The organism is Maribacter luteus (assembly GCF_009674825.1).
In the GTDB taxonomy this organism is placed as follows: Bacteria; Bacteroidota; Bacteroidia; order Flavobacteriales; family Flavobacteriaceae; genus Maribacter_A; species Maribacter_A luteus.
In genome coordinates this window covers 76,286-101,606 of the sequence record NZ_WKJH01000002.1, presented here as the reverse complement: position 1 = coordinate 101,606, position 25,321 = coordinate 76,286, and the positions used below count along the sequence as shown (strand labels likewise).

The 25,321-nt window shown below is 37.5% G+C and carries 15 protein-coding genes; 5 read left to right on the top strand and 10 right to left on the bottom strand.

Annotated elements, in window-relative coordinates:
- The first annotated feature begins 22 nt into the window (after positions 1–22).
- From GJ691_RS03675 to GJ691_RS03665, 3 genes are read left to right on the top strand one after another with little or no spacing between them, the layout of a single operon-like run.
- Entirely contained in the window at positions 23–571 is a 549-nt protein-coding gene (locus GJ691_RS03675; RefSeq protein ID WP_154363894.1) for a hypothetical protein, read from the top strand.
- Positions 568–2,001, top strand: a complete 1,434-nt coding sequence (locus GJ691_RS03670) for a DUF5723 family protein (protein WP_154363893.1) — start codon at positions 568–570, stop codon at positions 1,999–2,001. Before GJ691_RS03675 ends, GJ691_RS03670 begins: the two co-directional genes overlap by 4 nt.
- Before the next feature lie 13 nt (positions 2,002–2,014).
- Positions 2,015–2,869 (top strand): hypothetical protein, encoded by an 855-nt coding sequence (locus tag GJ691_RS03665; RefSeq protein ID WP_154363891.1) that lies wholly within the window; start codon positions 2,015–2,017, stop codon positions 2,867–2,869.
- Here GJ691_RS03665 and GJ691_RS03660 read toward each other — a convergent pair.
- The gene (locus GJ691_RS03660; protein ID WP_154363890.1) at positions 2,866–4,143 is read right to left on the bottom strand and encodes a replication-associated recombination protein A; all 1,278 of its coding nucleotides are present in this window, start codon (positions 4,141–4,143) and stop codon (positions 2,866–2,868) included. The two genes, GJ691_RS03665 and GJ691_RS03660, sit on opposite strands and share 4 nt — an antisense overlap.
- A gap of 150 nt (positions 4,144–4,293) precedes the next feature.
- On the opposite strand from GJ691_RS03660, the gene GJ691_RS03655 reads away from it, so the two are divergent.
- Complete coding sequence (locus GJ691_RS03655) at positions 4,294–5,043, top strand: rhomboid family intramembrane serine protease (protein ID WP_154363888.1); 750 nt, start codon at positions 4,294–4,296, stop codon at positions 5,041–5,043.
- Here GJ691_RS03655 and rlmB read toward each other — a convergent pair whose 3' ends face one another.
- From rlmB to GJ691_RS03640, 3 genes are all read right to left on the bottom strand, one after another.
- Positions 5,044–5,781 (bottom strand): 23S rRNA (guanosine(2251)-2'-O)-methyltransferase RlmB, encoded by a 738-nt coding sequence (rlmB, locus tag GJ691_RS03650; RefSeq protein WP_154363886.1) that lies wholly within the window; start codon positions 5,779–5,781, stop codon positions 5,044–5,046.
- A gap of 68 nt (positions 5,782–5,849) precedes the next feature.
- Positions 5,850–7,274: a SusD/RagB family nutrient-binding outer membrane lipoprotein gene (locus tag GJ691_RS03645; RefSeq protein ID WP_154363884.1), complete on the bottom strand. Its 1,425-nt coding sequence runs from the start codon at positions 7,272–7,274 to the stop codon at positions 5,850–5,852.
- Between the two features lie 10 nt (positions 7,275–7,284).
- On the bottom strand, positions 7,285–10,527 hold the full coding sequence (locus GJ691_RS03640) for a SusC/RagA family TonB-linked outer membrane protein (RefSeq protein ID WP_154363882.1): 3,243 nt from the start codon (positions 10,525–10,527) through the stop codon (positions 7,285–7,287).
- Positions 10,528–11,648: 1,121 nt separating this feature from the next.
- Between GJ691_RS03640 and GJ691_RS03635 the strand changes: the two genes are divergently transcribed.
- Positions 11,649–12,374 (top strand): hypothetical protein, encoded by a 726-nt coding sequence (locus GJ691_RS03635; protein WP_154363880.1) that lies wholly within the window; start codon positions 11,649–11,651, stop codon positions 12,372–12,374.
- 55 nt (positions 12,375–12,429) lie between these two features.
- Here GJ691_RS03635 and GJ691_RS03630 read toward each other — a convergent pair whose 3' ends face one another.
- The 6 genes from GJ691_RS03630 to GJ691_RS03605 all read right to left on the bottom strand — a co-directional run bounded on the left by GJ691_RS03630 (position 12,430) and on the right by GJ691_RS03605 (position 25,008).
- Positions 12,430–13,830, bottom strand: coding sequence for an aryl-sulfate sulfotransferase (locus GJ691_RS03630; RefSeq protein ID WP_154363878.1), 1,401 nt, complete (start codon positions 13,828–13,830; stop codon positions 12,430–12,432).
- A gap of 135 nt (positions 13,831–13,965) precedes the next feature.
- On the bottom strand, positions 13,966–14,817 hold the full coding sequence (locus GJ691_RS03625; protein ID WP_154363876.1) for a hypothetical protein: 852 nt from the start codon (positions 14,815–14,817) through the stop codon (positions 13,966–13,968).
- Positions 14,818–14,841: 24 nt separating this feature from the next.
- On the bottom strand, positions 14,842–16,518 hold the full coding sequence (locus GJ691_RS03620) for a SusD/RagB family nutrient-binding outer membrane lipoprotein (RefSeq protein WP_154363874.1): 1,677 nt from the start codon (positions 16,516–16,518) through the stop codon (positions 14,842–14,844).
- 20 nt (positions 16,519–16,538) lie between these two features.
- The gene (locus GJ691_RS03615; protein ID WP_154363872.1) at positions 16,539–19,772 is read right to left on the bottom strand and encodes a SusC/RagA family TonB-linked outer membrane protein; all 3,234 of its coding nucleotides are present in this window, start codon (positions 19,770–19,772) and stop codon (positions 16,539–16,541) included.
- Between the two features lie 542 nt (positions 19,773–20,314).
- Positions 20,315–21,790: a RagB/SusD family nutrient uptake outer membrane protein gene (locus tag GJ691_RS03610; RefSeq protein WP_154363870.1), complete on the bottom strand. Its 1,476-nt coding sequence runs from the start codon at positions 21,788–21,790 to the stop codon at positions 20,315–20,317.
- Between the two features lie 14 nt (positions 21,791–21,804).
- Entirely contained in the window at positions 21,805–25,008 is a 3,204-nt protein-coding gene (locus GJ691_RS03605; RefSeq protein WP_154363868.1) for a SusC/RagA family TonB-linked outer membrane protein, read from the bottom strand.
- Positions 25,009–25,321: the final 313 nt, after the last annotated feature.

The window sequence follows — 25,321 nt, the reverse complement described above, 5'->3', positions numbered from 1 at the left end:
TGTCGATAAAAGGTTATGAACAATGAAAAAGTCAGGTAGGTATTTATATGTTGTTCTTGCTGCAATGCTACTTTTTTCCTGTGTTGAGGAACAAGATTTCAATCAATATGATGATCTTAGTGTAACCCCGACCTATGAGGCCAGTGTGCTTTATTTAGAGGTTCCGGAAAGTGCGATAAATCTTCTGCCTTCAGGTTATTCGTATTCACAAGATTTTAATTTCGATGCTTTCAGCGAGGATATTTTCGCAGATAGGGTATTGGAAGGTGTTCTAACGTATTATGTTGAGAACACTACCAGCAAACCTTTGGAAATAGAAATAGAATTTTTAGATGAAGCAGGTACGGTCTTGGACACCGAGCAGTTTGTTTTAGGTCCTGAGCCCACGGCTGTTTTACAAAGGGAAATAGCCTATGGCCCTTCTGGCCGTAGCTTAAATATAATCCGAAATACTTCGAGTATTTCTGTGACCGCTACCAATAATGGGGATAATGTAAGCACTTCTTCGCAAGACGATCCCATGGTAACCTTAAAGAGTAGCGGTAAATTCACTGTTCGCATTAAAGGATGATAATAAAGAGATTTTTAGTCATAACCCTGTTTTTGGCCGGTATAAGTATGCATGCCCAAAACAAACAGTTGTTATATGATTTTAACGAGGTTCCCCAGGCTTTGATGATCAATCCCGGAATGGAAACCGATTTTTCTTGGTATGCAGGTATCCCGGCCTTATCCGGTATTTCTTTTCAAGCTGGATCCAGTGGAATTTCTGTCAATGATATTTTTGCCGATGATGGACTCGATATCAATGATAAGGTTCGTGACCGGGCCATTTACGGTATGTCCGTTCGGGATGAGTTGAGCGGTACCTATCAATTGGAAATATTCAGTGGCGGGTTTCGCGGTAAAGACCCCAGTGTATTTTATTCTTTCGGGTTATATAATGAAGGGGATGCCATAGGGTATTGGTTTCGTGATTATGCCATTTTAGGTTATGACGGTAACGCGGACCGACTTAATGAACGTTTTGATCTGAGTCATTTGAAAACAAGGGGTGAAATGCTCAATGTATTTCATTTTGGTGTCAATAAACAGATGAGCAAGGATTTGATCCTTGGGGCTAGGGGGAAATTATATTCCAGTATTTTTGATTTCAACTCAGTACATAATGATGGGTATTTTGTAACCACCGAAGGTGAAAACAATATTTATGCCAGTACTTTGAATGCCGATATGGAATTACGTACATCTGGGGTAAATGCCATCGACCATGCATTGGATGATGACAATGTTGCCGCAACGATTATAGAAAGAGGTTTGTTCGGGGGTAATCTCGGCTTAGGTGTCGATTTGGGTTTTACCTATTATTTAAATGCCCAAACGGTCGTTACCGGTAGTTTGTTGGATCTTGGATTTATATACCATGCCAATGATGTTGAGAATTTTACTTTGCAAGGTGAGGCGACTATTGAAGGTATGGAGATCATATTGCCCGATGCCCTGGTTGATCCAAATCAGGATTTTTGGCAAAATTTAGTAGATGATGTAGAGGAATTCATTCCTTTTGAAAAAGAGTATAGCTCTTATGTTACTTTTAGGCCAACAAAACTATATGGCTCCATTAGGTATAATTTTGGGGAACCCATGCAAGGGGCCGCATCATGCGATTGTGATTACCGAACAGGTGGTAAAAGTCGTAACATTATCAAATACAGGAATAGCATCGGAGGTCAGCTTTATATGATCAATAGGCCAAGGGGTCCCCAAAGTGCGATTACAGCTTTTTATCAAAGAAGATTCGGCAACTTTATGACCATAAAAGCGACTTATACCGCCGATAAATTCACATTTACCAATGTTGGGCTAGGGGCAAGCATCCAAGCTGGTCCTGTTAATTTCTATCTAATGGCAGATAATTTACTCGCTTATAGTAATATAGCAGATAGTAATTATACATCTTTTCAATTCGGATTAAATATCATATCTTGGGGTAAGAAATGATAGAACGGATTTCATGAAAAAACTTATCGTATTGCTTGTTGTTTTTGGTATATCCTATGGGTATTCCCAAGAAAATTTAAACGCCTATAAATATGTCATCGTACCCAAAAAGTTCGATGCTTTTAAAAAGGAGAACCAATATAAAACCAGTACCTTGGTTAAGTATCTCTTCACCCAGAATGGCTTCGATGCTGTTTATGATGATGCCATGCCTCCTGATCTGGAGCGTAATCGCTGTTTGGGATTGCAGGTTTTTATAAATGATGAGTCCTCGATGTTCACCACAAAAACATCGATTACTTTGAAAGACTGTGCTTCGAAAGAGGTGCTTACGACCATTATGGGAACTAGCAAGGAGAAACAATATGAGAGTTCCTATAGGGAAGCATTGACAGAAGCTTTTTCAACTATTAAAGACTCTAATTATAAGTATTCCCCGTCGGGAACGGAGATGGTTTCCGCAATGGTTGTTCCTGCTGAGGTAGGGGATAAACCGGTTGTGCCGAAGAACAAGCCGAATGTTACGGTTGTTCAGCAGGTTGCCACCCCCGAAAATCAATCGTACAAAAGCAAGGAGCCTGTAACGTCGACTATTAAAAAATCAGAGCCTGTTGAATCGGTGGTTATGGCTGAAAAGGAAGATTATTCCGGTATACTTTACGCTCAGGAAATAGAAAACGGTTATCAGCTTGTAGATAGCACCCCTAAAATACGTTTAAAAATATATCGGACTTCCATGCCCGATGTTTTTTCAGTTGCCAATGAAAATGGGGCCAATGGTATGGTGTTCAAAAAAGATGGTAAATGGTATTTGGAGTATAATACAAACGGTAAGATGACAACTGAGGAATTGAATATAAAATTCTAAAGGTCATATTTGCCTTTCCATCGTTTTTTCAAAAACTCATCGATGGCGTTTTCACGTGGGTTTTTACCGGGTTTGTAGAAACTGGTTCCGGTTAGTTCTTCTGGTAAAAACTCCTCATCCACGAAATTGTTTTCATATTCATGGGCATATTTGTAGTCTTTGCCATACCCTAAATCTTTCATTAATTTTGTCGGGGCATTACGTAAGGCAAGCGGAACCGATAGATTGCCTGTCTGTTTAACGGTCTGTTGAGCCGTATTGATAGCCATATAGCTGGCATTGCTTTTTGCCGAAGTGGCAAGATAAATGGCACATTGGCTTAAGATAATCCGAGCTTCCGGATAGCCGATTGTCGTAACCGCCTGAAAAGTATTGTTGGCAATGACCAATGCCGTAGGGTTTGCCAATCCTATATCCTCCGATGCGGAAATCAACATTCTACGGGCTATGAACTTTAGGTCTTCCCCGCCTTCGATCATTCGTGCCAACCAATATACCGCACCATTGGGGTCACTACCGCGTATCGATTTGATAAAGGCCGAGATAATGTCATAATGCTGTTCCCCGGTTTTGTCATAAAGAACGGTGTTGCTTTGTACTTTGCCCAAAACCAACTCGTTCGTGATTGTAATACTGTCGGATTGTTCCGAATTTACGACCAATTCAAAGATGTTCAATAGTTTACGCCCATCACCACCCGATAAACGTAGTAAAGCCTCTGTTTCTTGAAGTATTATTTTTTTTGATTTTAATACAGCATCCTGCTGCATGGCCCTTGATAGAAGCGCTTCAAGATCTTCTTTGCCAAAGGCATTCAAGACATAGACTTGGCAACGTGACAATAAAGCCGGAATTACTTCAAAGCTGGGATTTTCGGTAGTGGCCCCGATCAAAGTCACCCATCCTTTTTCAACAGCGCCTAATAAGGAATCTTGCTGCGATTTACTGAACCTATGTATTTCATCAATAAATAAAATGGGGTTTTTAGAAGTAAAGAGTCCACCACTTTGTTTGGCCTTGTCAATGACTTCACGAATATCCTTTACCCCGCTGTTTATGGCACTAAGGGTATAAAAGGGTCTTTTGCTCTCTTGGGCTATGATATTGGCCAGTGTGGTCTTTCCTGTTCCTGGTGGTCCCCAAAGAATCAACGACGGAATAATCCCTTTTTTTATCTGATGGGTCAATGAACCCTGCTCCCCAACCAAATGGTTTTGACTAATATACTCATCTAAGGTTTTAGGGCGTACCCTTTCTGCCAATGGTTCATTCATGGGGTAAATTTAAAACAAAGTTACGATTGATCCGTTTCTTACCATATAGTATTGTAAACAATTGAAGGTGACAATAGGGAATAAATGACAATTTATCATGTTTATCGATTACGGTAGGTTTTTTGTTTATAATAGAATTATTTTAGGATAATGTCTGAAAACAACTATTTTAAGTTCACCAATTCGGTAGTGGTTGCCCCTTTGATAGGGGTAATATTGATATGGGCCGTTTTTTGGTTGGAGCTGCAGTTGCATACCAATTTTAACCATTTTGGGGTATACCCCAGATCATTGAAAGGATTGAGAGGGGTTTTATTCAGCCCGTTTATCCATGGTTCTGTTGAACATTTGTATAACAACACCATACCATTGGCCATATTAACCGCCTCCCTGTTTTATTTTTACAAAGATATCGCCATAAAAGTATTGGTATATGGCTTGTTGTTCTCCGGGCTGTTTACTTGGGCTGTAGGAAGGCCTTCTTACCATATTGGGGTAAGTGGAATTATCTATGTATTGGCCAGTTTTATATTTTTCAAGGGTATTTTTTCAAAATATTATCGGTTGGTTGCATTGTCATTGGTAGTGGTTTTTATTTACGGAAGCCTTCTTTGGTATGTTTTTCCCATCAAGGATGGTATTTCCTGGGAAGGACATTTGGGAGGTTTTCTAGCTGGACTTCTACTTGCCTTTTTCGTAAAAGCGAATACCCCATCATCCAAAAAGTTCGATTGGGAACATGAAGATTATAATGAGGATGCCGACGAATTCTTAAGGCATTTTGATGAAGACGGTAATTTTATTGAAAGAAAACCGGAAGAAATCCATCAAGAAGATGAACCCGTTCGGATAACCTATCACTACAAGACGAAAGATGGAGGGAATGCGGCAAAGGATTGATCAATCCATTCTTTGGCGAACAACCTCGTAAAGAAAAACTCCACATGCGACCGAAACGTTCAAAGATTCTATCTCACCCAATAACGGTAGTTTTGCTGTATGATCCGCCGCTTTAATGACTGAAGGTGAAACACCTTTATCTTCAGATCCCATAACAATGGCAGAAGGTTTCTTAAAGGAAACATCATATATGGTGTCATTGGTTTTTTCTGTTGCTACCGTAACTGATATTCCGGAAGCTTGGAGGTAATAGACCGCGTCTTTAATATGGTCCACTTTCGCAATAGGCACTTTAAAGGCAGCACCGGCAGAAGTTTTGATGGTGTCCGCGGTTACGGGTGCCGCACCTTTCTTTTGGATGATTATGCCATCAACACCTGTACATTCAGCCGTTCTGATAATGGCCCCGAAATTTCGCACATCGGAAAGTTGGTCGAGCAACAGGAACAAAGGGGCCTCTTTGTTTTCTATTACCTTTTCGACAAGGGTTTCAAGCTCGTAAAAGGTAATCGGTGAAATATTCGCGATAACCCCTTGGTGGTTGTTCTTGGTGAGTTTATATAGCTTCTCTGGTGGAACGTACGATGCATTTATCCCGTTCTTACGGATTAGGCCTTCCAATTCTTTTGATAAATCACCTTTAAGCCCTTTTTGTATAAAGATCTTATCAATGGCCTCACCTGCATTGATCGCTTCGATGATGGCCCTAATGCCGTAAATTTGAGTGGGTTTTTGCATGTGGCAAAGGTAAATAAAAAAACCACCTCGATTGAGGTGGTTTTGTTTAATATTAATAGGGAAGAATGTTAGTTTATGTCCCAGAATAATTTGGTGTCGTATTCATTACCTCCAATAGCTGAACTTGCTTGGTCATAATTTTCACCGTTAACTAGTGGTTCGTCTAAAGGATATACCAATCTTACTGGTACGGGTAATGGTGTTCCGGCAGCTTGATTCAATACTGGATAATCCAAAGCTCTCCATGAAGACCAAGCTTCGAAACCTCTATTGTAAAGTGCCAAATATTTTTGAGTGCCAATAGATTCTTTCCAGTTGGCGGCATCATATGCTACATCTCCATTTAAGAGATATGCATCGGCCTCATCGGAAAGGTCCCAGAAATCAAAAGAGGCCCTAATTGCATTTTCGTAATGAACAGTAGCATCAGAAGAGGTTGAGTAGCCTCTAGCTGCTGCTTCGGCCAAAAGGAACTCTACCTCGCTATAATCCATGATTACTCCTGGAAGTTCTGGGTCTAAGAATAGCGTACCTATATGGGAGACAGTTCCATAATCTAAAACCAATCCATACTCGCCACCAACGTATTCTCCATCTAAATCAGTGAAATATACGGTTCTACGCGGATCATCTAAATCATTCATAATATCAACAATGGTGTTTGCTGGTGCGTAATCATCACGTCCACTTTCAACCAAGTCTTCCCATAATGGATTGGTGTTTGGTGAAGCAGATTCATACGTAATGGTGGCGTTGTCATCATTAGAGGTCATTACTCCATCGGTTATGGCTGCTTCGGCCATGGATTTGGATATTGCAGGGTCCACATCCGCTAGCCTAATCGCCATTCTAAGTTTAAGGCTATTGGCGAATTTAATCCATTTGGCGATATCACCACTATAAATAAGGTCCCCTCCATAAATACCGTTTGCAGAATCAAATTTTCCTAAGGCTTCATCTATTTGAGAAAGCAAACTCGAATAAATAGTAGCGGCATCGTCATAAATAGGTGTGACATTTTCTGAATCCAAAGCTTCAGAGAAAGGTATATTGCCAAAAGTGTCAACTAAGACTTGATAGGAATATACTTTTAAGGTCATGGCCATAGCAATTTGATTTTGTCTTGCGGCTTCATCTTGATCACCTGCTTGTACACCTTCTTCTTCGAGGGTTAAAATCGAAGAGTTTAAATTTCCTAAGGCCCTGGCGTAAAGACGGTTCCAATGGTTTCCCATAACATCCCTATCACTGAATTGATAGTTGGCTTCTTGCGTATACTGTACTTCTGTCCATTGCTGCGAAAGAAGCCTAAATGGATTTAGGTTCGTATTGGTGTTTACCATTTGATCGAACAACTCTTTTGTGCCATAGGTAAAGGTGTACTCACCAGGCACCTCAGCAGGGTTTTTTTGGTCGACATTCACATCGGTAATATCATCTGTACAGGAAAATGCTCCTGTAAAAATCATTAATAAGATAAATATTTTTTTCATGTTATTTTTTTTAAAAATCAATTTTTAGATTGAAACCATATTCCTTAACCGAAGGATATGCTCCGGATTGATATGCTTGTACATTTCCTGAGCTTAAAGCGTCTTCTGGATCGGCCATAGGTAGGTTTTTATGGATAATCCATAAATTACGACCAATAAGACTACATGATACATCAAGTTTTTTAAATAACTTTTCAGGGAATTTATAGGTTAGTGTCGCTTCTCTTAATTTAACATAGGAGGCATCGTAAACATACTCCTCGTTAGGGAAGTAACCTTGGTAATAGCCATAAATAAAACTAGTTGCACCGTCACCGGTATCCAATCTAATGTCATTTGCGGTTCCATCAGGTTTAACACCTGGTAAAATAACCCCTCCTCCATTTTCCAATGAAGCTCTTTGTGGGTTTCCAAGGTCATTCAAACCTGCGGTATTAGGGTATAATCCCGATCCTTGACCATACCATTGATCTAATGAAAATACGTCTCCACCTTGTTTTATGTCGATTAAGAAAGAAAAAGAAACGTTCTTGTAGGTAAATTGGTTGGTGATTCCTCCCATCCAATCGGCATTGGCATCACCGATAACTTGATTATCCACGAGTTGGTATCCTCCAGTTTCCGTATCGATTAATTTGTTACCATCTTCGTCCCTGTCGTAAGCAGAACCTCTTATAGTACCGTATGGTTGCCCTACTGTCGCATTAATGGATACACCTCCCTGAAGACTTGCAATAACCAAGTTGGAGTTGTCCTCAAATAAACTGTTTACGGTATTATCATTTGTTGACCAGTTCAAGATCATATCCCATTTAAAATTCTCGGTTTGAATAGGAACTAGATTAGCTGAGATTTCAAAACCTTCGTTGGTGATTTTACCGGTGTTGAAATATTTATAATAACCACCAGAGGCAGTAGAAATGGAAACAGGTACGATTAAGTCGTCACTTTCCGTGTTATAGTAAGAAAAGTCAAAACCAACCCTATTCTGTAAAAATCGCATTTCTAAACCTGCTTCGTAAGAGCGCGTCCTTTCTGGTTTTAAATCTGCATTGTTATAAGTGGTAGGGTTTCTGAATAAAGAAGAAGAGTTAAACGGAGCTTCTGCGATATATACATTTTGAAGGCTTAATGTTGGTGCGCTGGACCCTACTTCTGCATAGTTTAAACGTAATTTTCCGAGGCTCATCCAATCTTTGTCAACTAATTTAGAGAATAAAAAACTAGTTGATACAGAAGGGTAGAAATATGAATTGTCCCCATCAGGTAAAGTTGAAGATACATCGTTCCTTGCGCTAACATCTAAATATAACATGTCTTTATAACCTAACGAGGCATTCGCGAAAATCCCATAGACTTTTTCAGTGGTTTGCGTTTCGTCAGGAGATTCGATTAGGTTCACAGAATTTGATAGGGCATAGACATTAGGGATTACGAGCCCACCATTTGTTATTGCCCTTATGCTATTGATTTTAGTCTGTCTGTAGTTGGCACCCAATAATCCTGTTATATTAAAATTATCTCCTAAATGCTTATTAGCTGTTGCTAGGAAATCGTAGTTGAATTCAGAAAAATTGTAGTTAAATCTTTCGTATGCAGGTATGTCATGACTGCCTACGGCGACGAATTCTTCTTGGATTGAAGCATAGGTGTCTACAGAAGCTCTAGCGGTTAGGTTTAGCCAATCATAAGCATCGTAACTTAATGCACCACTTCCAATGAATCGATTTCTTGTGTCTTTGGAGGCATTCTCATATCTTGTCCAATATGGGTTATCCCAATAAGCGGGAGTTAAATCCATTTCGCCAGTAACTGCATCATAACCATTAAGGTTCCAGGTGATATTATCACCAGTTGAGAAATAGGCATTTTTAAGATCTTTTAAATCTACGTTGGTAGCCCACCATTGTCTAAAGTTACCCATGAGGTTATTGTCATTATAACCTGTACCATAACGACCAGTACCATCTGTTTTAATGAAGTTACCCCTAAAGGAAGCTTTTAACTTGTCTGATAAATCGAAATCCGAATTCAAGAACATAGAGTTCCTTCTGATTAAACTATTGGGTAATATGCCTTCTTGTTGTAAATTTCCGAAGCCTCCTCTGAAGCTGTATCCTTCACCACCACCGGACACCGCAATGTTGTTTTCATACGTAGCGGAATTTTGGAAAAAATAAGAAGGGTCATGGTCTGCATATTTATACTCGGATAAAGTTTGGTAAGTACTTAATTGAGGGTAATAGGCATCCCATTGGTAAATTTGTTGACCATTGAATACTTCACCTATACTGGCATCATGCCCTGTGTAGGTTGTGTCGTCAGATATGCCGTCACCATCAACATCAACTTGACGGAAGTTGTTTTCACGACCCAGGTATTTGGTAAAATAATTACCATAATAACCCTGGCCGTATTCTTTTTGATATTCAGCGAAAGTTGATTTGTCGTATTTACCAATTGTTATGGAAGAATTGATTGATACACCTATCTTGTCACCTCTTTTGCCTTTTTTTGTAGTAATGACAATGGCCCCTGTACTTGCTCTTGAACCGTAAAGTGCAGTTGCGGCAGCACCTTTAAGAACTGTGACCGATTCAATATCTGAAGGGTTGATGTCTGCAGCAGCATTACCAAAATCATATCCACCTGCACCGGTCCTTTGATCGGATGTGTTAGTGTTCTCGTTGGAAATAGGTACCCCATCAACTACAAATAGAGCTTGGTTGCTACCTGTTAATGAAGTTGAACCTCGAATGATAATATTCGAAGATCCTCCCATGTTGTTACTTTTCCTAATACTCAATCCGGAAACCTTACCGGAAAGGTTGTTGATGAAGTTTGCATCAGAAGAAGACTGAACTTCTGAATTGTCCAATTCTTGAGTGGCATATCCGAGTGATTTTTTCTCTCTTGAAATACCTAAAGCCGTAACTACGACTTCATCTAAAGCTTGGGCATCTTCTTGCATTTGAACACTAATTGTGTTTGCGCTACCGACAGTTTGGTTTTGGTCCTTATAGCCAATGTATGAGAAAACCAATGTTTGTCCTACGTTGGCCTTAATGACGTAATTACCATCAAAGTCGGTTTGCGTACCATGTGTGGTACTTTTAACTAAAATGTTGACTCCAGGTAAAGGTAGGCCGTCTTGGTCTGTAACATTACCGGAAATCGTTTTTTCTTGTGCAAACGAAATGTGCACAACTAACGCCAATAATAGCGTGAAGATTCCACTTAAATTTGTTTTCATTTCTCTATAATTATTTGATTTAGCAAAGGCAAAATTCACAAATCAACGTTAATATTCCTATAAATGTTAGTTAAACATTAAGTAATTGTTATGATAATTATAGCATTATTAGTTTAAAGTGTTTAAGAATGCGAAATAATTAAAAAATATCAATTTGAATGAAAAAACTATAAAAAAATACGCTATATGTTATGAATATACATAAATAATTGATTAACAAGGCATTATAGTTGAGAATATAATAATTTATAAAATAATTATAAAACAATAAATTAACACAAAAATTAAACAAAAAAAAATAATAAGTATGAATCGGGTTGTTATGTATGATCATATTCCATTAATAATGAAAATATACAGAAATGTCGGGTGTTCGTTCGGGTGATTTGTAAATTATGTTCTTGGTATTTTGTTCCTGCTTAACATTGATTTGATCCAAGTTATAGATGATCTTCCGTTGAAATTTAAATGGCCTTTTTTGGAGAAATTATTTAATAGGTAGTTGGGGTTTTTGTTTTTGTAAATCGTTGCTTAAAAATTTTCTTTTGATTACAATTTTGAATTGGGCATCATGTTTAAATTGGTTGGTTTTTGTTGTAAGTGAATAATGGCTGATGTATTGGTTATAGCATTTGGAAAAAGTAATACAAGGGACTTGTTAATTATTTCAATTTTTGTTTAATAGAGATTACTTGTGTGTCTATCAATTTTTTTTGATGTTAAATCTTCAAAGAAGAACAAGGTTATTCCAGAATTTAGTTAAACAAAAAAATCTTATCGGTAAGTTTGTAGTTAGGGTGTAAGGATGATTTTAATCATCATATACAAATATGGGTAATGTTCAAAAAGTGTATACTATAATTTAATTATCTTATTTATTGAGATAATAATCTTTTGTGGATTTAGTACATCGTTCATTGATGGCTTGGGATCAAAATAGTGAGCTTGTATCAGCTTTATGGTTTATCTATTATCAATTTAATTTATTAATCGGAAAATTTCATGATCTGGATTGTATTTTAACATAACTCTGGATATTTTATCCTATTTTTAAAATTCACTTTTAATTATTATAAAATATGTATAAAAAATACTTGCTGTCCATTGTTTTGGTTCTATGGATGTATGTAATCAATTTTAGCATTTTCGCGCAGCCAAATGGAGGAGGTGGTTCACAAGCAGTTGCTAAACAACAGGGTTTTAACCGAGGATTGGAAAGCCTTTATAGGACTTTAGAAGACAAGAATAAGAGGAATACCGGATTGTTGGACCTTAATAATGATATAGAGGGTTCTCCATTTTTTGATGAAAACTTTATCAAAGGTTCGGTCTATTTCAAGAATGATTATATGGGTGAATCATATTTACGCTACAATGCATATTCTGAAGAAATACAAATTAAGAAAACACAATTAGAAGAAGAGGAGTTCGGTGCCTTGTTAAAAGATCCGGACTTGTATTGTATTATTGATAGCAAAAAATTAAAGTTTCTGGAATATAAAGATGCAGATGGAAATCTTAAGAGGGGATATTTTACTACTTTGGTTAGTAGTGGGAAGTATTTTCTTTTTGTTAAAAGGGTTAAATTGTTTAAAAAAGGAAAATCGGCGCCTACATCATTAACTGCGGCCATATCACCTAAATTTATTGATAAAATTGATTATTATTTTATGAAGGAAGATTCAGGAAAACTTTACAAAGTAGTGCATAATAAAAATAAATTTGTTTCATTATTTGGCAAAGATTATAAAAATAGAATCAAATCCTTTATGCGTAAGAATAAAATTGATTTAAAAAAAGAAAGCGATTTGTTAACTCTTTTTTATTATATAAATACCTTGACTTAAAATGGGTATAAAAAAGTGTCTTTTTTTGATTAGACAAGGTTTCTAACTGGTTAGTTTAGTCTGATAGGTTTATTAGATTTAGTAATTTGACTCCAGGGTGGTCTATGGGGTATGTGTATCCTCTCCAGAACAGTTTATTTCCTTCGAACTTCCAAACTACTTCCCCTTCGTTGGTTACTTCCCAATAACCATATCTTCCTTCTGTGATGAGAGTATTTCCATTAGGTAATCTTACTGCGCCGCTTACGAGAGGTGAGTATAGTTCTGAATCTGTAAACTCCCACAGTATTGAGGGTTCGTTATTTGTGTCTGGTTTTAAGGTAAATTCGTCAGGCATATCTAGTTCGTATATTCTTGATTGCTCGGAACCATCATTCCCATTCATGTAAATCAGTATATTTCCTGCTCCAATTTCATTGTTTTTCAGAATATTTGGAAAATGATTATTGAAAAACAATCGATTTCCTTTGTTATTTTTATAGGCAGTTGGGTTGCCAAAGCGATAAATTAGGGAGCCACCTTTATTGTAGTTTCCACCGGTTTCTAACGCGGCCTCTGTCTTAGTCGTACTATGGTCTAATACCCAAACTTCACTATAAAAGTTCACGCTAAGAAAAATCAGGTCCCTGTTAGGGTCGTAATCTAAGCCATTTGCATGCATTAGGTCTCCTCTTTCATCATCGTAATAATTTATGTCTATTTTCTGTGGATTGTCTGATATTGACCCATAGTTGCTTTTTGTTGAATCAATATCTTGAATAAGATGGTCCCAGGCATGCCATTCCCATTCAATTTGGTCGGTTTCCGGATTAATCTCAATAATGCTTTCCGGTAAAAGTATTTCATTATCTGGGCTGCCGTCATAACCAGCTAGTAAAGCCTCTTGTTTGGTTTTTTTTTGCCATGCTAGAAAAAGTATATTGCCATCGGGTAACATTTCAACATCATGGTGAGAAATACTTTCCTGAGAAGAATATAGATAATCCCAAGCAACAGATCTGTCAGGGTTTATTAATTGAATTCGACCAGCATACCCTCCTATATCATAAAAAACATTCTCGGCGTTTAGTGAGACTAAAAGACGTCCATCATCCATTAGTTCTGCGTCATTTCCGATTCCGGCGGGAAGATTCCATTCGTAAACAACCTTAGCTTCTTTGGTCATTAGATAAACCCTATTGTCACTCGCGTCATTTACAAGTACGTAACCGTTATCAATTTTATTGTTTTTGTAAACCCATACATTACCTGTGGGGCCTTCGTAAATTGGTTGGCTAACACTAGGTAGAGAAGGTAATTCTATGATAGGCTCCTCGATTGTTTCTTTAGGTATTGTCGTTTGCTCTTCTTTGGCACATGAAGAGGCAGATAGAAATATACTGGTAAGTGTGAAAAAAGTAATATTCTTTATTTTGGATATTATAAATATTTGAAAATCTGTTGAATAATTCACCATATAAACGTTAAGTTCTTGTAATAAAGGTAATCATCCTTGATGAGAAATAATGTTCTGGTATAAAAAAACCACCTATTCGAGTTTTCGATAGGTGGTTTTGAGTTTAAAGATCAAATATTTTAAAATACCTGAAATTTATTGTTTTTGAGCCTCAAAGCCATAAGAACCAAAGCTTCCTAGGTCAACGGTATACTGTAATACAGCAGCTATAGTTCCTGAGCAGGAGAAAAAGAAGCTTGGTGTGCCCGTGGTATTTATATTACCTCCAGAATAACCATAATAACTGGCGGCCATTGGAGTTCTACTGATACTTCCAATTCCAGTGTTAGGATTAACTTCCATGATCATCGAAAAACCGGGTTCAATTAAATCACTGATGATTACTGAATTGGCATCTGGTCCTGCTGTAACTTCAAAGGTATCCACTGCGAGTCCAAATTCATCTACTGTGGTTGAATAAGTCCCGATTGCATCTGCCTGATTAAACGGACACGACAAATAGGTGTTAAATGAAAAAGCGTTAAATTGGCCTGGACCAGATGCATCGCCATTTAGGTTTTCAAAAGCGGCTACTTGTCCATTAGTTCCGATTGCAGTTCCGATAAAGTCGAATCTATCTCCGGCAACCAAATCACTTGAACTTAGTCCAAAAGCGGTGGCAAGATCAGATGAAAGTATGTTGAATTCTGCTGGAAATGAACTAGCTGACGAAAGCAAAACCGTATCCGAAACAACACCTCCAGAGGTTCTCGTTACCTCTAAATCATAGCTCGCTACATTATTAGATGGTGAATTAACTGTAAAAGAAAATGCAGAAGCTGGATCTGTAAAGTCTATTACAATGGTTTCTTTGGCAACGGTAAGGAAAATACCATCGTTGGCACTATCCTCATGAATAACCCATGGATCCTTGTCCTTGTCCTCACAAGAGGTAAAGAGTAATGCCCCTGAGCAAATTACTGTTAATATAAAAAATATTTTTTTCATAATGTTTTTGTTTAATGATATGAATTAGTCAATAAAATCACCAGGGTTATTGTCCCAAAATACTTGAACAGAGATTGGTTTTTGGCTTACACTTGAATTTTGGTCAACCAAATTTGCAGGATATGGGAAAGTCCTCATGAAAATACCAGGATTTGGTAAAACGGTCGGTTGCATATCAGGAAATCCTGTTCTTCTATAAGTGTTATAAGCTTCTACGCCATTCCCAAAGAGTGCTGTGAAATATTGCTCAACAATCACTTCTAGTTTGCCTTCATTGTCAGCACCATCAAATTCAGCCAATACTTCGTCTACAAAAGTATCAATGTTATCCTGTGTAGGCATGAATATAGGGGAAGCAGATGCTAGGCTTTCTCCAAAATTCATCACTTTGTCGATTGACTCACGAATACCGGTTTCCAAATAAACCCTTGCATCACCTGTGGTTCCTAAAGTAAGTGCGGATTCTGCTAACATAAAGTCTACATAGGAAGACATCATGATAGGGGATATACCGGCTCCTTGAAGACCAAAAGTCCTATTCAATGCGGGATCTCCAGAGTTATCGTCAAAGGGCCCTCCTACAGGGTATACTCCATGTAAGGTAACAAAAGCATCATCAGGTGGGATACCATCATCATCTCCGTGATCACGTCCCCAATATCCATCTGCAACGGTGCAAAAGACATCAGATGTGTCAAAATGGGAAGGAGCTGATTCATTTACGCATTCCTTGGTTTGATTGTCTGCTTCTGAAAAATCAAGTTCTTGACGATAGAAATAATATCTAATTCGTGGATCCGGAACAGATTTATCTAAGTATAAGAAATTCATAAACCAATTACTTTGGTAATCTGTTTTGCCAGCATCAAAATTATCGGTAAATATAGGGTGGCGGCTATCAGGATTGGCATCAACAGAGGAATATTGAAAAAAGAAATCATCCTCAGAGCTTTCAATTAAATTACCCTCAGCAATAAGTGCATTGATTTTACTTGAAACGCTACTATCAACAAGTCTAGTCTGAATATATAATTTTAATTTCAATGTATTGGCCAATTTTATCCATTTGGATTCATCACCGTCATAAAATATATCATTGGCGGGGCTTGCTAATTCCGTTTTGTTTAGATTAACAATAGCTGTATTAAGCAATTCTTCTACCGCTGCGTAAATTTCTGCACCTGAATCTACGGCAGGGTTCAAATTTTCAGCACCTTGTAAAGCTGTAAAGTATGGTACGTCTCCAAAGAAATCAACTAGGGTCATAGTTACATAAGCTTCTAGTATCTGTGCATAGGCAATATGGGTCCATAACTCTTGTTCTTCAGCTAGCGGAATCATTGTGTGAACGTCGATTAGTACATCTGAATATGCATCTTCCCAAACTTCGTTCATACTTTCAGGGACATAGGCGTTTACATATTGATTTCCCGCGGTCATAGCAAGCAATCGGCTTACTTTTGCTCCCATTTCACTTACTCCATTGAAATTGTCAGTATTGTCAGATTCGAAGAAATATACTGTTCCTAACTGAATATTATTTAGGAAAAGATCGATATCTGCTTGTTCAGGAGTTAGAGCATTAGGGTCATTCAGTATTTCCAATTGGGTGGACTCACATCCACTGAAGGCAATTAGAGCTCCAAATAAGACCGCGGTCTTTTTGAAATACGTTTGTATAAATTTAAATGTTATTTTCATCTTTATTTTTTTTTATTTTATTAGAACGTGACTTTGACACTAAACCCATATCTTTTTAAGCTAGGACCTGTGATGAAGTCTATCCCCAATCCGTTACCAACACCTGTACTCAGTTGGTTGGTGTCGAAGTTTATATTATCGGGGAAGTTAACCGCTTTATACCACATGTTAAAACCAGATGCGGTAAAAGTGATGCTTCCAAAAGGAGTTTTATCTAAAAATCTAGAGGGTAAACTATAACCGATAGATACTTCGTTTAATCGAATTGTAGAGCCGTCAAAAACCCAAAATTCATTTGCCGCGGAAATACCATAGACATCAAAGCCCATGTTAGTGGCTGTAATTTGAATATCATTTACGGAGCCATCTGACTTTACTCCTGGAAGCACGTACAATGCCTCGCGATCAAGAGGGTTGTCAAGATCTACTACACCACGTCCTGTCAATGCCCCAACTGAGGTCGAGAAAATATCTCCACCGTGTCGGTACTGCCAGTCCATCATAAGAGACCATCCTTTATACTTGAAGGTACTGTTTAGGGAGGTGGTCCAATCTGGATTTGGGTCACCTATTTCTACCAAAGTTTCATCAGTTAGGTAAACTCCGTCATTTCCAACAACCCGATCACCATTGTCATTACGTTGTACTGTACTTCCTAAAAAGGTGCCATATGGTCTGCCTTCTACAGCATAATTTGCTGCATAGCCAATAACTGCGTTGGTAAGCAATATTTGGTCAACACCATCAGGTAATTTTGTTACTGTTGATTCATCGGCATAGAAGTTACCGCCAACGTTCCAACTAAAGCCATTGTCGAAGGATTTTACCAAGTCTATGTCATAATCCACTTCAAGTCCTTTAACTTCTAATTCACCTGCATTTATTCTTGTTACATTAAATCCGGTGGCATCATCCAAACCTTGGTCCGTGATTAAATCTGTTGTAGTTTTTTTGAAAACACTCACGTTAAGGTTCATTCTGTTGAATAATCGAGAGTCAACACCTAATTCAAATTCTTCAACTTTTTCAGGCTTTAAGTTTGGATTTCCTAAACGTCCAGAAACGGAATTTCCAGAGATAACCCCGGCCTCACCCAGATTAAAAGCTCTAGAGGTCAAATCTAAGGTGTTACGAGTACTGTATGCTGGAGGGAAACCTGCGGATGAACCGAATCCTAAACGTAATTTAAGGTAGTTGAGCCCTTTGTCAGAAGTTAATCCGTCAAAGGCAGATGTCGGTACAAATGAAAGGCTTGCTCCTGGATAGAATAAAGAAAAATTGTCAGTTTCTAAAGTAGAGGTCCAATCATTACGTGCTGCAACATTAAGGTATAGGAAGTCTTGATACCCCAATACTGCCTCACCATAAATCCCCAACGTGTTTCTTTCACTTTGGAATCCAATATTGCTATTGGAGAAACTGTTCACGGTTGTATGGTTCACAAAGTTGTAATGCTCTAAAACTCCGAAAGCCAACTGTTGGGTGCTTTCAACTCCTTCTCTATTGAATAATTCACGTCTGGATGTTGCTCCTAGGTTAAGGCCTAGGTTAAACTTTTCATTCAAATCCTTATTTGCGGTTAACAAAATAGTATGGTCCCAAATAGTGTTATTGACATCTGAGGTTCTGAAGATCCCTGTTATTTCGCCATCTACACCTCCACGGTTCTGACCATAAGAGTTTGTCTCTGTATAGGTGTCTAGACCTAATCTATAGGTTGCTGTTAGCCAGTCATTGAGTTGATATATGGCACTCATACTACCGAACACCCTTTTGACTTCTTGCTCTGTTTTAGCGTTTTCAACTGTCCATCTTGGGTTTTGAATGTCATTTCCTGAACGGTAATAGATACTTCTTCCATCAGCTGCCTGATATGGTAGCCCAAATAGATTAACACTTCTCGGGGTGTACATTAAGTCACCAAAGGCAGATGCTCCGTCGAAACCTGTTCCAGATCCAAAACTAGGGGCTACTGGTGGTGATTTGTAACCGGTTAAGGCATAGTTCAAGGTGCTTTGGAATTTAAATTTATTTGAAAGCTGGGCACTTCCGCCAATTCCAAAGTTGTTTCTAATCAACTTGTTTCCTGGTGTAATTCCGTTATCTTCCATATGGGTGTAGTTCAGGTTATATGATGTGTTTTCTGAACTGCCGCTTACCCCAATAGAGGTTGTTGTTGTCGTTCCTGTTCTAAAGAATTCGTCAACACTGTCATAGGGTTGGTAGCGATATGGTTCTTGAGCAAGTTCTTCAAAACCGGCAACAAGTGTCTGATCGGCTATTCCAAGTAAGGGGCCATTAACTAAGGTTGTGCCATCAGTGTCTATACCCCTGAAATTTGGGTTTTCCCTTAAATCTGCATCAAATCCTGGTCCCCAGTTACTGAAAAAGAATCCGTAGTCCTGATGGAATCCCCCGCCATAATTATCTTGGTAGTCTGGAAGTACTGCGGAACTGAAAAAAGTCGATTGGGTAACACTCACTTCAAACTTTTTATTAGCTTGTTTTGATGATCCACCTTTAGTTGTAATTAAGATTACACCGTTTCGACCTGCTTCACCATATAAAACAGTTGCACTCAATCCCTTAAGAACGTTAACATTTTCTATGGAGTTAGGGTCCAAATCTAAAAATCGACTGGATTCTGTTGCTCCGTCTAAAAAGTTCGTCTGACTGTTGGTGCCACCGTCAAAAGGAACTCCGTCAACAACAAAAAGAGGTTGGTTACTTCCGCTAATAGAGGTGTAGCCACGAATAATTATGTTGGTTCCAGATCCCGAAACACCGTTAGTAGCAGTAATGTTCACCCCAGCCGCTTTACCGGAAAGTATACGGCCTAAATCAGGTTGTGCATTTTGTTCTATATCTTCACCATCAACTTTACTAACGGAATAACCCAATGAACGCTCTTCTCTTTGAAGACCTTGTGCAGTTACCACAACTTCTTCAAGGGCTTGTGCATCATCTTCCATTTGAACATTTATGGTATTACTGGCATCAATTACTTTTCTAACGTCTTTTTGACCTACATAAGTAAATAGAAGTGTTTGTCCTTCTGACGCATTGATAGAATAAAGTCCATCAAAATCGGACTGTGTTCCTGTTGTTGTGCCAAGTACAACAACATTGACCCCCGGAAGCGGCAGACCATCTTGGTCTGTAATCGTACCGGAAATCGTTTTTTCCTGTGCAAACGAAATGTGCACAACAAACGCCAAGAGTAGCGTTAAGATTCCACTTAAATTTGTTTTCATTTTTATAATATTTGAATTAGTTGGTGGCTAAAATCTTAATATAAAGTTAATAATGCAAGTTTATTTTAATAATATTTTAGGTTTCGTTGTAAATAATGCAACTAATATAGTTCGAATTGTTATAAAATAAGGATAGTTCAAAAAAATTCAACCAAACTGATGAAATGATAAAAAATATTGTGAAGTACGAAATAAAGTGAAGTGAATGGGTTTGAGTTTTACATTAAATGTAGTGCGTGGTTAAGGATATTTTCGGAAGTATATGAATCTTTGAAAAATGAATCTAGTTTGGATTTGATTGAAGTAATTTGGACTGGTTTGGGGATAGGGTGGAATTCTTTGAGCGTGCCGCTCGAGTTCTGGCTGGTAAAAGTCTTTTGGCCAATTAAATAATATCTATGGGTTTGTGATGAGGGTGATTGAAAACTTATAGGTTAGCTATTAAATTTTAATCATATCATTATAAAACCAAAAAGTCATAAAAAAAAGAGGTCGTCCAAGATGTTAATGGATGACCTCTTTAATTAAAAAATTAAAATAGATTAGTTTTCAGCATCAACCTCTGCAATAGGTATTTGGTATATCATTTTTGCATCTAAAGCGGGAATAACTAAATCTGCCCCGGGCATTACTAGGTTTTCCCTGCCATCTTGCCTGTTCAGTCCAGTACCCAATCTTGCCATATCAAAAGAAGCTACGCCATCTCCCCATAATTCAATACGTCTATACATTAAAATTTCATCAATTAAATCTTGACCTGTTTTAGTGGATAACGTATAGTTTTCATCTCTTACAGAATTTAGGTCAAAAAGAACTTGCTGAGCATCGGTATCTTTATTTTGTCTCGCTAAGGCTTCTGCTTTAGTTAGGTAAAATTCTGTATTTCTTAAATAAATATAATCACCAATAAAAACTCCAGGACCTGGTTCTGCAATAAATTTTAAGCTAGTATACTTTGGGGTTATGTTATAGTGCCCCCAAGTACCTGGTACTATAATTACACCAGGGTCATACTCTTGGTCTGCAAACCATCCTTTTCTAACATCAGTATCCGGTATCATGTTATAAAGGTTAGAGTTGACGGTTTTAAAGTGATTCCAACCACTATACCCATCGTTTATTTGACTTGTGTGAGAAAAGAAAGATGCGTATACTTCACTTGTTGCTTCCGTAACTTCGGCACCCCAGATGACTTCAGATAATGAAAGTTCGTCAAAACCGTGCATTACATCACTTTCTATACTGCCTACAGACATTGCTATATCTGCATATTTTTCTGCTTCAGTCCAGTTTTCATATGTTAAATAATAACGTGCTAGATAGGCAGCAACTACACTAGCGTCAACTTCTTGTTTTGATGCTCTTGCGTGGTTTTCTAAGCCGTTATAGGCTAGAGATAAATCTTCTAAAATAAGTTGCTTTACTTCGCCTACAGTAGATTTAGGCTGGCCAACAAAATCACCAAAATCAATAGGAATAGCTTCTGTAGAATCATCTGCTCTTGTGTGTTGGTAAATTCTTAATAGGTAGAAATATGCTATTGCCCTATAGGCATGCGATTTATATTTGAAAATTAAAGTTTCTTCAGGGGAATCTTCCGGAATTGTATTAATAATACCGTTAGCATTGTTTATTACCTTGTAGAAGAACTCCCAGATGAATTCATTGTCGTTAGAAGTGAGAATAATATTATCATAATTATTATAAGCACCAAACCAGGTGTTTGTACTCATGTCCATATCATTACTCCTTAAATCCATTCCTAAGTCAACGGCTTTAATTCCAAATTCATCAGTTGAACTTTCTCCATCTCTTAGGTACGATAATATTGCGCCGTCAAGTGCTTGCAAACCAACGGTACCACCAGCGGCGTTGTTTTCTTCAGCATGTGAGGAAGTGTAGTATCTTTCCTCTTCAAAATCTCTATCAAAATCTGCACACGAAATAAAAAGTGTTATGGTGATGAAGAGAGCAAAGTATTTGCTAAAATTCATTTTTGTAAGTTTATTTTTTTTCATCTTTTTCATTTTTTTTAATTAAGATTTATGTTGACACCAAAAGCAATAGTTCTGTTGGCTCCATACTCAGCCGAAGAAGATCCTACTGAGTTAAGACGTGGGTCATAACCTTGTCTATCTCTGTATAACAAAAATGCGTTGTTGATTGTTCCATATAGTCTTATATTCTCTATGTGATATTTTTTTAGGGCTTCTGTTTGAAGTGTATAACCCAAGTTTATGTTATTCAAACTTAAGTAACTAAGATCTACAAGCCACATGTCGGATAATCTATATTGATCAGGACTTAGTGGGTCAACTCTTGGTAAGCTAGCGGTTGGGTTGTCCACGGTCCAGGTTTTGTTATAGTCGGCAAAGTTTGTTACGTTTTGTGTAGCACCTAACAAGCTATAATACTCATTGTCTATACCGTATCCGCCTATTTGGTAAGCAAATTGTAATCCAAGGGAAAAGTTGCCTAATGCTATGTTAGCGCCAAAACCACCTGTAATGTCCGGTATAGCGGTTTTATCTAAAAATGCTCTTCCATTGCTTGCGGCATCTGCATAATCTTCAGTTATTATTCTTTCATTGGTAGTCTCGTCAGTAGTGTAATACTGAGCGTTACCATTATCTGGGTTTACACCAGCCGATTGTACCATGAAATAATCGTAAATACTTTTTCCTACCACTCTACGGAAGTTGCCAGATTGGATAGAATCCCTTGGTAATTCAGTGATTTCATTTTTAAGTGTAGAAACGTTAGCATTGAAAGAAACATTGAATTTTTCTTTTTTAACAGCGTTCCATGCAACCTCAGCTTCAAAACCGCTATTGACCATAGAGCCAAAGTTTTCTGGTCTAGAAGCCTGTCCTGTAGATAATTGTAATGGGTTGTTGAATAATAAGTCTTCTGATTTTTTTCTATAGTATCCTAATGATAAATTGAGGCTATTGAATAAACTCATTTCATAGGCAATGTCAAGACTCCCTGCTTTTTCCCAAGTAATGTCTTTACTTCCTAGGCTATAAAGAGTTTGGGTAAGCTGTCCATTGTTTTCATCAATTGCATATTGATTTTCATAGGCAACCAAGTTTCTTGTAGCGGTACCTTCGTAAAATATTCTATCGTTTCCAGTTGTCCCGTAGTTTAAGGCTAATTTAGCATAATTGATAGTTGAAGAATCACTTAAGAAATCCTCATTGCTAATCATCCAAGAAGCGCCAGCAGACCAAAATGTACCCCAACGTGCATCTGGATGGAAAACTGATGAGGCATCATGTCTTGCTGTTAGGTTTACGTAGTAAGTATTATCTAAACCATAAATAAATCTTGAGAAGTAACCTTCAGTAATGTAATTTGTATTGTAGTTGCTGGCTGAAGCATATACGGACGTGTTATCTAAAACAGGACTAAAGTCTCCAATTATATTTCTTTTAGATAGTGAAAGTGTAGTGAATTTTTCTTCGTAAGTTTCATGGCCCAAAAGCACATCAAAACTATGTGCTCCAAATTCTTTGTTCCAAGTCAATAATTGCTGATTGGTAAAAGCAGAAAAATCATCTCTGTTATTTGTTAATAAACCATTATTGGCAGCTGCAAAAGCCCCTGCTCCTGGTTTGGTGAAATCTATACCTTTATCAACTTCGGTTAAGTAGTTCATTACATATTGAAATTTAAAACCGAAAGGTAAGTCTACTTGAGCTCTTAAGGCTGCATTAAAGTTATCTCTATCGTTTGTGTCTATTGAGTTTTCAATTACAGCAAGAGGGTGCTCTCCTGGAGCATAGTTTCTTGGGCCTCTAGTTGTGCCGTCAGCAAAGATTTGTGGCTGACCAAAATCATAAGCATAACCATTAGGGTTATTTGGGTTTAATATGTGATTCCAGTTTTCATCATATTGATAAACAGGATAAATTGGTGCAATTCTTCTATTCCAGAAAAATGCATTTGCAAAGTTTGTAGTTGGTACACCTGCTGCATCAACAGTACTTGGTACAGCTTGACTTTTGGATTTTGCATAAGCAACGTCACCTGTTAAAGTGAAAATATCAGCTATATTAGTTGCGTTTACTTTTAATCTAGCGGTGTGTCTTTTAAAATTGCTTCTTACGGTGTAGCCGTTATTTTCTTCAGTTCCCAAAGAGAAATAATAGTCAATATTTTCTGATCCTCCGGATATATTCAAATTGGTAGAGCTAAAAGAAGCATTGTTTCTAAATAACGCATCCTCCCATTTATCATCAACCAATAAATTAGCAGAAGAGTTGAGTTTACCAGTTGTGGGGTCAATTAAAACATTATCAGCAACATCATATAAATTATAACCTAATCTATCAATTAAATTATCTGAAGCAAATTGTCTTGCTTGTTCTATAGTTATTGGGGTGCCTGCTACATTTTGACTATAAAACTCCGAGTTGGTTAATACACTGTGATATGCTTCATAAAACTCTTGAGGTGTTTCGGTAATGTTATATTCTTTAGTAGCCCTTTGGGTCAAACCATATCTAGTATCTATACTGATTTTTGGTTTTCTATTCTTTTTACCGCTTTTTGTAGTAATTAATAAAACACCATTGGATGCTTTATTACCGTATAATGATGTCGAAGATGCATCTTTTAAAACCGTTGTAGATTCAATGTCTTGCGGATTTATACTACTTAGGCTTCCAGAATACGGAACCCCATCAAGTACAATAAGAGGAGAGCTATCAGCATTAATGGATCCAAAACCTCTAATTCTAATCAATGGGTCTGATCCTGGTTGTCCATTTGCTTGAATAACTCTTAGTCCTGATACTAAACCTTCTAAACTTTTAACGGGGTTAGAGAATGTAGCATTTTCAATTTGATCTGATTTGATGACGCTAACTGAACCTGTAATAGATTCTCTTTTTTGTGTACCATAAGCTACAACTATAACCTCGTCCAGTGCTTGTGCATCATCTTCCATTTGAATGTTTAGTGAATTGCCCGAACCGATTACTTTTCTTATGTCTTTCTGACCTACATAAGTAAAGAGAAGCGTTTGTCCTTCTGCTGCACTGATAGAATATAGTCCGTCAAAATCAGACTGTGTTCCAGTTGTGGTACCAAGTACAACAATATTGACCCCTGGCAACGGCAGACCATCTTGGTCTGTAATCGTACCGGAAATCATTTTCTCCTGCGCGAACGAAATGTTCATTACAAACGCTAATAGCAGCGTTAAGATTCCACTTAAATTTGTTTTCATTTTTATGATATTTGAATTAGTTGGCGGCTAAAATCTTAATATAAAGTTAATAACGCAAGTTTATTTAAATGATATTTTGGGTTTCTTGTAAATAATACAACTAATACAATGATTATTGTTATAAAATAGAGATAGTTCAAAATATTCCAAACAAACTGATGAAATGATAAAAAACATTGAAAAACACAACAAAAAGTACGCTAAAGTGCAATAAAATATGCATTTAATGTAGCGTGTGATTTTGCGTTAATAGTAAGGAAGGCAAGGTTGTTCTGAAAACGGGCCAAGGCCAATTGAAGAACGTGGTCAAAAA

Coding starts and splice junctions, on each gene's coding strand:
- GJ691_RS03675 (WP_154363894.1), top strand. CDS start 23: ATGAAAAAGTCAGGTAGGTATTTATATGTTGTTCTTGCTGCAATGCTA.
- GJ691_RS03670 (WP_154363893.1), top strand. CDS start 568: ATGATAATAAAGAGATTTTTAGTCATAACCCTGTTTTTGGCCGGTATA.
- GJ691_RS03665 (WP_154363891.1), top strand. CDS start 2,015: ATGAAAAAACTTATCGTATTGCTTGTTGTTTTTGGTATATCCTATGGG.
- GJ691_RS03660 (WP_154363890.1), bottom strand. CDS start 4,143: ATGAATGAACCATTGGCAGAAAGGGTACGCCCTAAAACCTTAGATGAG.
- GJ691_RS03655 (WP_154363888.1), top strand. CDS start 4,294: ATGTCTGAAAACAACTATTTTAAGTTCACCAATTCGGTAGTGGTTGCC.
- rlmB (WP_154363886.1), bottom strand. CDS start 5,781: ATGCAAAAACCCACTCAAATTTACGGCATTAGGGCCATCATCGAAGCG.
- GJ691_RS03645 (WP_154363884.1), bottom strand. CDS start 7,274: ATGAAAAAAATATTTATCTTATTAATGATTTTTACAGGAGCATTTTCC.
- GJ691_RS03640 (WP_154363882.1), bottom strand. CDS start 10,527: ATGAAAACAAATTTAAGTGGAATCTTCACGCTATTATTGGCGTTAGTT.
- GJ691_RS03635 (WP_154363880.1), top strand. CDS start 11,649: ATGTATGTAATCAATTTTAGCATTTTCGCGCAGCCAAATGGAGGAGGT.
- GJ691_RS03630 (WP_154363878.1), bottom strand. CDS start 13,830: ATGGTGAATTATTCAACAGATTTTCAAATATTTATAATATCCAAAATA.
- GJ691_RS03625 (WP_154363876.1), bottom strand. CDS start 14,817: ATGAAAAAAATATTTTTTATATTAACAGTAATTTGCTCAGGGGCATTA.
- GJ691_RS03620 (WP_154363874.1), bottom strand. CDS start 16,518: ATGAAAATAACATTTAAATTTATACAAACGTATTTCAAAAAGACCGCG.
- GJ691_RS03615 (WP_154363872.1), bottom strand. CDS start 19,772: ATGAAAACAAATTTAAGTGGAATCTTAACGCTACTCTTGGCGTTTGTT.
- GJ691_RS03610 (WP_154363870.1), bottom strand. CDS start 21,790: ATGAAAAAAAATAAACTTACAAAAATGAATTTTAGCAAATACTTTGCT.
- GJ691_RS03605 (WP_154363868.1), bottom strand. CDS start 25,008: ATGAAAACAAATTTAAGTGGAATCTTAACGCTGCTATTAGCGTTTGTA.